General features: G+C 49.6%; 9 protein-coding genes. 2 read left to right on the forward strand and 7 right to left on the reverse strand.

The genetic code is table 11. The features are described 5' to 3' along the window. Nucleotides 1-116 precede the first annotated feature (116 nt). The 6 genes from MUG84_RS10260 to zwf all read right to left on the reverse strand — a co-directional run bounded on the left by MUG84_RS10260 (nt 117) and on the right by zwf (nt 9,314). Nucleotides 117-1,478, reverse strand: coding sequence for an FAD-dependent oxidoreductase (locus MUG84_RS10260; RefSeq protein WP_244724737.1), 1,362 nt, complete (start codon nt 1,476-1,478; stop codon nt 117-119). A 302-nt stretch (nt 1,479-1,780) separates the two neighbouring features. Continuing rightward, entirely contained in the window at nt 1,781-3,868 is a 2,088-nt protein-coding gene (locus MUG84_RS10265; protein WP_244724739.1) for a serine hydrolase domain-containing protein, read from the reverse strand. Nucleotides 3,869-4,053: 185 nt separating this feature from the next. After that, nucleotides 4,054-5,724, reverse strand: a complete 1,671-nt coding sequence (locus MUG84_RS10270; RefSeq protein ID WP_244724741.1) for a DUF4091 domain-containing protein — start codon at nt 5,722-5,724, stop codon at nt 4,054-4,056. 226 nt (nt 5,725-5,950) lie between these two features. Beyond that, nucleotides 5,951-6,616 carry a fructose-6-phosphate aldolase gene (fsa, locus tag MUG84_RS10275; RefSeq protein ID WP_244724743.1) on the reverse strand — a complete coding sequence of 222 codons (666 nt, stop codon included), beginning with the start codon at nt 6,614-6,616 and terminating at the stop codon, nt 5,951-5,953. A 33-nt stretch (nt 6,617-6,649) separates the two neighbouring features. Then, nucleotides 6,650-7,543 (reverse strand): phosphogluconate dehydrogenase (NAD(+)-dependent, decarboxylating), encoded by an 894-nt coding sequence (gnd, locus tag MUG84_RS10280; protein WP_244724746.1) that lies wholly within the window; start codon nt 7,541-7,543, stop codon nt 6,650-6,652. Nucleotides 7,544-7,811: 268 nt separating this feature from the next. Further along, complete coding sequence (zwf, locus tag MUG84_RS10285) at nt 7,812-9,314, reverse strand: glucose-6-phosphate dehydrogenase (protein WP_244724748.1); 1,503 nt, start codon at nt 9,312-9,314, stop codon at nt 7,812-7,814. Between the two features lie 294 nt (nt 9,315-9,608). Between zwf and MUG84_RS10290 the strand changes: the two genes are divergently transcribed. Beyond that, nucleotides 9,609-9,929, forward strand: coding sequence for a winged helix-turn-helix transcriptional regulator (locus MUG84_RS10290; protein ID WP_244724750.1), 321 nt, complete (start codon nt 9,609-9,611; stop codon nt 9,927-9,929). Between the two features lie 211 nt (nt 9,930-10,140). Here MUG84_RS10290 and MUG84_RS10295 read toward each other — a convergent pair whose 3' ends face one another. Next, a complete protein-coding gene (locus tag MUG84_RS10295; RefSeq protein ID WP_244724753.1) occupies nt 10,141-10,479 on the reverse strand; it encodes a DsrE family protein in 339 nt (112 codons plus the stop codon). A gap of 184 nt (nt 10,480-10,663) precedes the next feature. On the opposite strand from MUG84_RS10295, the gene udk reads away from it, so the two are divergent. Continuing rightward, a complete protein-coding gene (gene udk / locus MUG84_RS10300; protein WP_244724967.1) occupies nt 10,664-11,299 on the forward strand; it encodes a uridine kinase in 636 nt (211 codons plus the stop codon). Nucleotides 11,300-11,373: the final 74 nt, after the last annotated feature.

Genomic DNA, 11,373 nt, shown 5'->3' on the forward strand with positions numbered 1-11,373 from the left:
TGCGGATCACAGGGTGCCCCATAACAAACGAAGGGGACATCCCAGGTCAAAGTCATTACGGACTTCTGGGACATCCCCTTTTGGTATTTATAGAGTATAAAACTCGCTAGTTTCGATCAAGCATGCTGAAGCTTCTCTGTCTTGATCTCAGGCAGCGCTGCGATGCCGGCCGAGTTCAGGAAGTTCCATGGCTTGTTGTAGTGCGGCTGGAAGAAGAAGTCCACAAAAGCCAGCTCATCAACCGTCATTCCGTTCTGAATGCATACCGACAGCGTGTTCATCGCCTGCGTCAGATCAACTTTGGACATGATCTGCGCGCCCAGGAGGCGGCGGCTTACTTTTTCATAGACGACCTTCAGAGTCACCGTCTCCGCCGTAGGCATAAATTCCGGCCGGTAGGCATCGGCAATCGTAACGGCTTCTACGTCCAGCTTCTCGTCTGCACAAGCACCTTCGGTAAGTCCGGTCGAAGCCAGGTTCAGATCATATATTTTCAGGCCCGATGTTCCCTGCGTGCCCAGGTACTTGGTCGTTTGGCGTACCAAATTGCGGGCCACCAGCATCCCCATGCGCACCGCATTGGTTGCCAGTGGAATGTAGGCCGCCTTGCCGGTAGGATTGTAATGCACTGCGCAGCTGTCGCCTGCGGCGAAGACGTCCTGCTTGCTGGTCTGCATATATTCATCGACGATGATTGAACCATTCGGCAGCATATCCACCTGCCCTCTCAGCAGCTCCGTATTCGGACGGAAGCCAATGCAGAGAATGACCAAATCGGTCTCGACCCAGCCTTTGCTCGTAATGACGCGGCTCACCTTGCCGTCTTCGCCTTCGAAAGCCTGCACTGTCTGCCCCAAAGCAAGCTCAACGCCCTTGCTGCGGAACGATTCCTCAATCCGGCTGCTGAATTCCGAATCCAAATACCGGTTCAGAATCCGGTCTGCGCTATCAATCAGCGTAACCTGCTTGCCGCTTTGCTGGAAAGCTTCCACTAGCTCCACGCCGATGTAGCCTGCGCCGACGACCGTAATGTGATTCGCGTCTTTTGCTTTTTCAATGATGGTATTGGAATGGTCATAGTTTTTGCAGAGCAGAATATTGCCAAGCTCCATCCCATCAAGCTTCGGAATAATTGGCCAAGAGCCTGTGGTAACGATGAGTTTGTCAAAGGTATCCTGGAAAGCCTCGCCAGTCGCGATATTGCGGACCTGCAGCGTTTTGGCGTCGGTGTCGACCGACAGAACCTCATGGCGCATGTGGGTGACGACCCCCAAATCAGCCAGCTGCTGCGGCGAGGAATAGAAAAGCCCTTGCGGATCCTTCACGACGCCCCCCACATATAAAGCAATCCCGCAGGACAAAAAGGATATGTTATCGTTACGCTCATATACGGTAATCTGTGCATCAGGGTAAAGCTTCGCGGCATTGACCACTGCTGCGGTTCCTGCGTGTGTACATCCGATGACTGCGATTTTCATAATGAATTCCTCCTAGTTGAACTGATTTTTGTATGAACCGATTTATTGCCAATGGTTTGTATTGATCGTGAACGATATGCGATGGTAGACAACCGTTTGATAATGTATAACCTTTTTGTGATTTATTTCACATTTATAATATACTGTGATTTTTTTCACATTGCAAGGGGTTAAAGGTTAATTTTCAAAATTTGTTCATAAATTCACAATCGTATTGAAAAATGAATATCCGTTTATTAGCGTTTTGTCCAGCAGAAAAATCCCACCGCAGGCTGTCGCCTGACGGTGGGACCACGATGCAATTATTTCGACTGTTTCAATGTGATGCGGAATGCCGAGCCCGGGTCGCCGGCAAACACGATCGTGCCTTTATCCGGGAGCACGGCTTCATAGCTGCCGCTAAGCACCGAATAATTCACGCAGCTGCCCGCCGCGTCATACACCGCAAACGAGCCTCGAGTAGGCATATCGACTTTCATCGTCTTACCGGCAGCCGACGCGGGCACACTGTACCACTTGGCATCACCGCTCGGCTGCACTGTAACGTTCGATTGTTTTCCGGGATAAAGCGTCTTTACCCCATCCTCGCCGATATACAGGCTTCCTGCTGCCTCTAGGTACTCTACGCCATCTTTCAAGAAAAAGTGGTATTCCGCCGAATCGCGGCCTCCCATGGCTGGGATTTGAAGTTGTCCCGCCGCGGTATCCGGCCCCGTGATGGCTTTATCCCCGAGATAGCCCGGCATATCCTTCGTTAGGGTAACATCAAGGGTCGGCTTGATCATATACATGATCGAGCTGTATTTTTCGCTTACAGGATAGAATGTCTTTCCATCCCGCTTTGCCCATGCGGTGGCTGTCTCTGGAGTGACGGGATGTTCCTCCAGCTTCTCGGCCAGATAGTGGGATAAAGCCATCTGCCCCAGCCCCGGTACGTTCGTGTATTGTCTTGACCACAGGTACGTGTGTCCGTTTTTCTCCGTCACAAAGCTAAGCTTCGAGCTGCCGTCTTCGTTCACGAACGTTCCGTCCGAAGTGTATACGAACTTCTCCTCCGGATATCCCGGTATGGTCGGAACCGAGAGGGTCAGTTCACCTTTTTGAATGGATATCTTGATCTGTTGGCCGATGGAACCATAGTAACCCGCATGCTCCGCTACTTCGTTTGGCATGTCGGCTTTCACCGGCTTGCCGAAAGATTTTGCCGGCTTGATCTCCTTGATGACGCCTTTCTCCTTAAGCGCCTGCAGGAGCAGCTCGCTTGCGAGCAGCTGGTTCGTCGAGCTGGAGCCACCGGAAGAAAGCACGGCCGCCGCCAAATTTTGCTCGGGGAGCACCACCAGGGAGGCATGATACAAGATCGTGTCTCCACCTTTGACGAGGCCCGTCATTCCATAATCGTTAAAAGGAAACAATCTGACGCTGTCCCAGCCAAGACCGAAGTCAAGCGAGTTGTCGGTATCCTTAGGCCACAAGCCTTTCTTGTATTCCGCTTGCTCCATGGCGCGGACCGATGAACTAGAAAGAAGGCCTTCATTTTGCCCCGTGAACATTTGCGAGAACCGCACCAAATCCTCGGCCGTCGAATAAATGCCACCGGTGCCGATAACGTTCACCGTTTCGTTCGGAAGCTGTCCAGGATAAGCCGGATAATACAGTCCCGCGAGCTTGCCGGGTTCCAATACTTCCTGCGATGTCTTGGTGTGGTCCATGCCTAGCGGCTTCATAAAATTATCATGGATGAATGCGGTAAAATCCACGCCGCTAACCCTTTCGACCAAAATTTCGGCAAGCGTGAACCCGTCGTTGCAGTATACGGAAAAGGCACCCGGGTCCGCCTTGAGGCTTTGGGATGCCAGATGCGTTAGCAGTGTATCATGCGCATACGAATCATTGTCATTGAACAAAAAAGCATTCCCCAAACTCGAGCCCTGTAGGCCGGAAGAGTGGTTCAGCAGCATGCGCGGAGTGATTTGCTTGTAACGTTCGTCTTTCATTTTGAAGTCGGGTATGTATTTCACCAAAGGGGTATCCAAATTCACTTTCCCCTCATCCACCAACTTCATGACGGCTGCGGTCGTGAACATTTTGCTCGTCGAGCCGATGCCGTACATCGTTTCCCTAGTCAAGGGGACCTTGCCTTGCGCATCGTTTTTGCCTGTCTGTCCCGATAGCGTGATCCTGCCCTTGTCAATCAATGCGTACTGGACGCTGGTCGTGCCGTAATCCTTGGTGAGCAGTGCTGCCTTCTCCGCAGCCAATTGTTCGAGGTTGTACGTTTTGGAAGCCTGATCGGAAACCGAAACCTCACTTGCAGCACTCGCTCCTGCAGGCACAAGCGGCGTCAACGCCATGGCAGCGGCAAGCACCCATAACAGCCTTTTTTTCATGAATGTTCCTCCTTTTGTCATAGAGATACTAATAATACGAATCAAAGGTGGTAATGGTTCAATTTTCCAAAAAATTAAGCGGGGTCAACACGAAAACAGTGCCCTGTAATGAAAAAAGACTTCATCCGAGCATGGCTGCAAAATAGGCAACCTTACCTTGAATGAAGTCCTTGGTAAATATAATTTTATGAGGAAACCGCACTCTTATGGATATGCTCTTTAATCTTGCCGTTCATCCACTCCCGTTTGGATAGAAGCCAGTCGGCATCCCTTGGGAAGCTACTGAACGTGATCGGTTCTTCCAAGCCCTCGTCCAGAGCTTCAAGTACAGCCTCCCGGCCCAGAATGCTCTCCAGCAGGCGCAGCGCACGCAAGTCCTGTAAAGCTTCACGAAGCACTTCCATCCGGATTGATTCAATCGGACCTTCCTCGCCCGGATATACCAGAAAAGCATCGCCGGAAGGGAAAGCGCCGCCTGCGTCCGTCACACGGAACGGATCAATCACCCGCTTGGAATACTGCGTATACCAGAAATTGAAGCCCCAATGCAAAAATCCCGCCACATCGTATTTATATAGCTGGTAGCCCAAAATCCGGTTGCGCGCGGACGGCATGCTGAAGAAGCGATTGGATACCTTCTTGTACTGCGAGACGCAGTAATACGTCCACAGCGGCGTTACCCCGTGCTCCAGGAAAGGATCGATGTGATTGTTGGCCGGGATCGGATTCTCCACCAAACCCTTTTCATAAAAATCGTAATCCGACAGCGCATCGATGATCGGGAATCCCTCGAGCAGGTCCTTGACGATATTGCGGGCGCTTCCGTAAGAGCCCAGGTGATCCAGCGTCGGCTCATCGGAAATATGGAAATAGCTACGGCTTTCCAGCCCATTCTCCCGAATCCAGTCCACCAGCTGCGGCAGGAACTGGTTCAGGAAAGCACGATAAGCTTCGCCCGAAGCGTCGGTCTCCCAACCGAAGATGCGCTTCGTTTCGCCATCAACGGTTGCCATGATTTTCGGCGCGTGCTGCGCGCCCCACTGTGTGAACAGATGCGAGAATTCGAAATACTCGATGCCGCAGGCATCGCATAGATCCGTCCAGCGCTTCAGGCGGTCGAATCCGAAACGGTATCCATCCTCGCCCGTCACCTCGACGTCCACCAGCTGCACCGTCGGACGCTCGCCCCCGACCTCCGTATCGAGCGGCGGCGTGAACAGAGGGGTTAGCAGCATGTTGACGCCATGCTCAACGGCGGTTTGTATGTACTTTCTAAGCAGGCCCCAATGCTTTTCGTCGAAAGCTTCCGTATGGTAATGGGTGGTCAGGCAGTCCGTATGGAACCACTCCGTATGGAGCAGCTGCTGCTTCGGCAGCGAGGCGCCGATGATCTCCAGCTCGAAGCGCTCCTCCGCCAGCTTGTCACCGGATGCCGACTCAAAACGAATCACGATTGGATACAGACCGGGCTTCACCTCATTTTGCGGATTCACCGTGATCCAAATCGAACGCCATTGCCCCGGATACGCACGCAGCACGCCATCGCCGTTCAGCGGCAGCAGCGGATCCGGGTACAGGCCGGGCGTGGTCCGGAGCATGTTATCGTCATGATCGTGCTGCACAGGATACTCCGATGGCACCAGGCCGACGCTGCGCAGCGTAATCCGATCGCCAATACCGGACTCCGCGGTTACCTTGACCTCAGGCATCAGATGCTTCGAACGATAGGCTACTTGATAGGAAAAAACCTCGTTCAAAAGCGCGGCGCCCGAAGCCGCGGCGGTCTCCGCCAGTTCCTGATCAGGAAAAATCTTCACCAAAGAATGGACAATACGGGTTTCGAACTTCTGCGTCATTCTTACATCCTCCCTTCATCTCTCTCATGTCCCCCGGCTTCCGCTGGTCTTTTTGTATTTCGCGGCAGCGCTTACAGCAAAGATTATAGCCAACTTTTCCCTTTCTTTCCATTGCAGGATTTTGATACAGCAAAAAACCCACAAGAAGAGCACTTGTGAGCAAGTGATCTTTTCTTGCGGGCCTTCAGCTTCAATGCTTTACTTTATAAGCTTATTGAAGCGAATATTATTTTATAGCGTTTTTCCAATCAGCTGCGAATTTCTCGATGCCTTGATCCGTCAAAGGATGCTTGGCAAGCTGAGCAATGACGCTGAACGGAACGGTTGCGATATGAGCACCAGCCAAGGCAACACGGGTTACATGATCCGGGTGGCGAACCGAAGCTGCAATGATTTGCGCATTCAGGTTATGCACACGGAACAACTCAGCAATTTTGGTTACCAGCAGTACGCCGTCTTCCGAAATATCGTCGAGGCGGCCCAGAAATGGGGAAACATACGTTGCGCCTGCACGTGCAGCCAGCAAAGCCTGGTTCACTGTGAAAATCAGGGTAACGTTTGTTTTCACGCCTTTTTGGGTCAGGTAGCGGCATGCTTCAAGACCATCGAGTGTCATAGGAAGTTTGATCGTGATATTTTTGTCGCCGCCGTTGATCTTGATCAGCTCTTCAGCTTGTGCGATCATCTCTGCTGCTGTTTCAGCATCCGGAGTTACTTCGGCAGATACCGATTCCACTTCAGGTACGGCTTGCAAAATTTCAGCAATGCGGTCTTCGAACTTCACTCCTTCTTTGGCAACCAGGGAAGGGTTTGTCGTTACGCCAGACAATACGCCGACTTTATACGCTTTTTTGATGTCCTCAAGATTCGCAGTATCGATGAAAAATTTCATGATTCACTTACCTCCATTGATTTCGAGTTTTGTTTAGTTCTTGACTACAGCGTGGCCGCCGAATTCGTTACGAAGTGCGGCAACAACCTTGCCGGTAAACGTATCGTTCTCAAGAGAACGATAACGCATCAGGAGGGACAATGCAATAACTGGAGTTGCGGTTTGCAGATCCAAAGCGGTCTCCACGGTCCATTTGCCTTCACCAGAAGACTGCATAACGCCTTTGATGCCATCCAGCTTCGCGTCCTTGGAGAAAGCTTGCTCAGTCAATTCCATGAGCCAAGAGCGGATGACAGAGCCGTTATTCCATACGCGTGCCACTTTCTCGTAGTCAAAATCAAATTCACTTTTCTCCAGTACTTCAAAGCCTTCGCCGATCGCAGCCATCATACCGTATTCCACACCGTTGTGGACCATTTTCAGGAAATGTCCGCTGCCGGATTTACCTGCATAAAGGTATCCATTCTCAACCGCAGTATCTTTAAAGATCGGCTCAGCGATGTTCCAAGCTTCCTGATCTCCGCCGATCATATAACATGCGCCGTTACGAGCGCCTTCCATACCGCCGGAAGTACCTACATCAAGGAAGCTCACGCCGATTTCCTTCAGCTTGTTGTATCTGGCGATCGATTCTTTATAATGGGAGTTTCCTGCTTCGATGACAATATCGCCCTTCGACAGAAGCGGCGACAATTCGTCTAGAACTGAATCAACAACCGAATGTGGAACCATGATCCAAACGATTCTTGGAGATTCCATCGCGGCAACAAGCTCTTTCAAGCTTGCAGCGCCTTCGGCGCCTTTGCTTTTCAGTTCCTCAACCGCAGCTGTATTCAAGTCAAAAGCTACCACGTTATGGTTATGATCCAAAAGATTTTGTCCCAGGTTCAAACCCATTTTTCCTAATCCAACTAATCCGACTTTCATTATATTACCTCCACACCATGCTGTTTTTTCTATTAACTCAAATAGCTTTTCAAGCGTGGTGACCACCGGTAACGGTTCATTCTTCCGATCGCTGTTGTCTCCAGATTTCCTGATTATATCCCTTTTCTAAGGGAGAAATCCGGAGACAAAGGCGAACGCTGCCGCTTCTCCAGAACGAATCCGTCCCCTACGTTCCAACGCTTGTTGTAGTCCACTATTTGATTTAATTTTTTTATCTCTAATACTGACCAGTATGATTTCTTTGCGATTAGGACTGAGACACCAGTTCCTTATCTTCCGCTTTTTCTGCAGCCGGGTCTTTATCCAGCCACCATTTGAATCCGTCCGCCTCAAGCAATTGATCGGAAGCCTCAGGGCCGTTGGAGCCTGCAGGATAGTAAGATAACGGAATTAGATCCTGCTCGAACGCATCCAAAATCGGCTGCACATACTCCCAAGAAAGCTCAACTTCATCCCAGTGAGCGAAAAAGGTGGAATCGCCGCGGACAGCATCGAAAATCAGATTTTCGTAAGCTTCCGGCTGTTCCTTTCCATTGGAGAAGAAGTTAATGCGCATCGGCTCCAGCTTTTCGGTGTTCATTGGGTCTTTTTTGTTTAATTGAATAAAGATGCCTTCGTTTGGATTAATTTCGATGACCAGGAGATTAGGGTCGCTCGTGGTAGTTTGTCCTTTTAAAGGCTCTTTAAATTCAATGACGATCCGCGTAGATTTTTCCGCCATACGTTTTCCTGTACGAATGTAGAAAGGAACTTCGCTCCAGAAGTAATTATCAATCCATAAACGGAGAGCAATAAGGGTATCGTTGTTCGAGGATTTCGGAACGTTCGGCTCATCGGTATAACCTGCCACAGGCTTGCCTTGAATTCTACCTGCTGTGTACTGTCCGCGGATTACGTTCTTCGCGATGTCTTCCATTTGCAGTGGACGCAGGGATTTCATGACGTTTTTCTTCTTCATACGGACTTCGCTCGCATCGCTCTTGCGCGGAAGACGCATACTAATCATCATGAGAAGCTGCAGCATATGGTTTTGCACCATGTCGCGGATGGCTCCTGAATTGTCATAGTATCCGGCTCTTTCTTCAACGCCCACGATTTCGCTCGCGGTGATTTGCACGTTGGCAATATGGTGATTGGACCAAAGGGCCTTAAGAATAGGGTTGGAGGATTCGAGAATTTCAAGATTTTGCACCATCGGTTTGCCGAGGTAATGGTCAATGCGGTAGATTTCTTCTTCCTCAAACACCTTGCTGAGTTCCTCATTCAGGTGACGTGCCGATTCCAAATCGCGTCCAAACGGTTTCTCGATAATCAGACGTTTCCAGCCACTTATCGAATCAAGACCGCTTTCCTTGATGTTCGAAGCAATTGTTTCAAAAAACTCCGGCGCCACAGAGAGATAAAAAATGCGATTTCCCGAGATGTTAAGCTCCTTTTCCCGTGACTCTACAAGACCCCGCAGTTTACTGTAATCCTCCACATTATTCACATTGAGGGAAGAGTAACGAATGGATTGTAGGAAAGCGTCCATAACAGCCGGATCGTTTGCGCCTCTTCTCGAAAAAGTCTGCAGCGATTTCGCTACAATTTGCTGAAAATCAGCATGTGACTGCTCTTTTCTGCCCATCGCGATAATCGAAAACGATTCAGGCATTTTGTGATCTATATACAGATTGAATAAAGCAGGATAGATTTTTCTTCTTGCCAAATCTCCGGTCCCGCCAAACAAGACAAATGTCATATTGTCCATACTTCATTCCTCCATTCCACCACAACGCATAAGGAGACCAGCAGCGGTCTCTTATACAATAATGGTTACTTAAAATAACCCGATTACTTAACATGGCCAATATTAAACCCATTTTTCCGCTCTGTCAAACAGTTCTTGTCCAAATTATGAACAGCGACTTTTGACCTTTAATGGCAACGCTTTCCGTGATATTATGTTGTATAATCGTTATGGAGCTATCCGTATTTCGCCATTTTAGCTTAATTGGTAACTTAATAATGTTTAGTAACCACGAAAGTGGAGGAGTGAATGATAATGACTGGTGAAAAACACGACAATCCGTTATGTCAAAAGGTAGAATTGGCCTACCAGATTACAGGGAAAAAGTGGGTTAATCTCATTATTCATACCTTGATGGAGGAGCCCAAACGCTTTAGCGAGATTCAGGCCTATATTCCCGACCTAAGCAAGCGCATGCTTAATGAACGGATCAAGGAGCTGGAGGATAGCGGAATTGTGATTCGCAACGTCATTACGGACCGCCCCATTCGTACAGAGTACTCCTTAACCAGAAAAGGAACGGAACTTGGGAGAGCTCTGCGAGCTGTGGAGGAATGGGCTGAGAAATGGTACTAATGACTAATCGCTGCTAATAGGTCTTTTTGTTAGCGATTACAATGCAAAAAATATGTATTTTTGTACATATAAAATTGCGGCCTTACTGTAGATTGCCCGATTTATTGAGCTATAATTTTCAACCTACATAAAGACAGTCCGCTTTTTGCGGTAGTAACAAAAAAAGCTCTGCATCTTCAGATGCGGAGCTTTTTCCAATGGTTCGCCGACCTTAAGCGAGTGTCATGACTTCATATTTCTCAGCCAGCTCCATAAAATAACCCATACTCGAAATCCCGCCTGCCGTCAGCTGTTCGCGAACACCATAGTAGTCTACACAGGTCGCGCAAGCCAGTACCGGCACGCCTTGATCCGCCAGCTCTTTCAGATGTACAGAGGCCAGAGACTGTTCCGTAAGGGCAAGTACGCCCCGATTAGCGCAAAAAATTGCCGCAGGCAGCTGCTCTCTCTGCTTCAGGAGGGTAAAGAACGTCTCTAAAATCTGCGTCCCGAGCTCCCGTTCTCCGTTGCCCATGCTGTCCGTGGTTAGAAAAATCACTTTATTTTGCATTCCAATTCATCCCTTCCGTCCTCAGGTTATCTTATACACTTCCAACGATAGCCCACGCCCGGTAAAAGAGCAACTTTTTCACATTCTTCCATGGTGTGTGAATCCAAGGTGAAAAAAATTGCATGCTGTGCTACAATACTGGAATTGCACCGGCAAATCGATCAGGGAGGTTAATATACAAGCCATGCTCATTATTGGTATCGCAGGCGGAACAGGCTCCGGCAAAACGACAGTAGCCCGCTCCGTCATTGACCGTCTTGGTACGGGAAAAGTTACGTTTATATCCCAGGATAACTATTATAAAGATCACAAACATCTTACTATGGATGAACGGGCACTGATTAATTACGATCATCCCTTCGCCTTTGATAATGAGCTGCTGATTGAGCATCTTGCCCAGCTGCGGGCAGGAGAGGCAGCGTTCGCACCGGTATATGATTTTACGGTCCATGCCCGCTCCACAACGGAAACACTCGAACTAAAACCGAACAATATCGTCATTATCGAAGGACTGCATGTCCTGTCCGACGAAAAGCTTCGCGAAATGCTGGATATCAAGGTGTTCGTCGACACTGATCCCGATGTCCGCATTCTGCGCCGCGTCGTTCGTGACATCGAGGAACGCGGCCGTTCGATCCAATCGGTTTACCAGCAGTACCTGACTACGGTCAAACCGATGCACGAGGCATTTATTGAGCCTTCCAAAAAATACGCCGATCTGATTATTCCCGAAGGCGGGGAAAACGAGGTCGGTATTCAGCTCCTGTCGATTCTGACCGAAAAATTCCTGTCAGGCGACCGTGATTGGTCCGATTACTAGGCAGCGGCCTGAACGCAGCCAGCGATCAGAACATCGAGCGGCCCCCGAGCGCAATTCATGCGCCGGGGGCTATT

The sequence above is a fragment of the Paenibacillus mangrovi genome, assembly GCF_022898935.1.
In the GTDB taxonomy this organism is placed as follows: Bacteria; Bacillota; Bacilli; order Paenibacillales; family Paenibacillaceae; genus Paenibacillus_AQ; species Paenibacillus_AQ mangrovi.

Excerpts from the sequence above, each read along its gene's own strand:
- gnd (WP_244724746.1), bottom strand. The coding sequence starts at position 7,543 with ATGAAAGTCGGATTAGTTGGATTAGGAAAAATGGGTTTGAACCTGGGA.
- MUG84_RS10260 (WP_244724737.1), bottom strand. The coding sequence starts at position 1,478 with ATGAAAATCGCAGTCATCGGATGTACACACGCAGGAACCGCAGCAGTG.
- udk (WP_244724967.1), top strand. The coding sequence starts at position 10,664 with ATGCTCATTATTGGTATCGCAGGCGGAACAGGCTCCGGCAAAACGACA.
- zwf (WP_244724748.1), bottom strand. The coding sequence starts at position 9,314 with ATGGACAATATGACATTTGTCTTGTTTGGCGGGACCGGAGATTTGGCA.
- MUG84_RS10265 (WP_244724739.1), bottom strand. The coding sequence starts at position 3,868 with ATGAAAAAAAGGCTGTTATGGGTGCTTGCCGCTGCCATGGCGTTGACG.
- fsa (WP_244724743.1), bottom strand. The coding sequence starts at position 6,616 with ATGAAATTTTTCATCGATACTGCGAATCTTGAGGACATCAAAAAAGCG.
- MUG84_RS10290 (WP_244724750.1), top strand. The coding sequence starts at position 9,609 with ATGACTGGTGAAAAACACGACAATCCGTTATGTCAAAAGGTAGAATTG.
- MUG84_RS10270 (WP_244724741.1), bottom strand. The coding sequence starts at position 5,724 with ATGACGCAGAAGTTCGAAACCCGTATTGTCCATTCTTTGGTGAAGATT.
- MUG84_RS10295 (WP_244724753.1), bottom strand. The coding sequence starts at position 10,479 with ATGCAAAATAAAGTGATTTTTCTAACCACGGACAGCATGGGCAACGGA.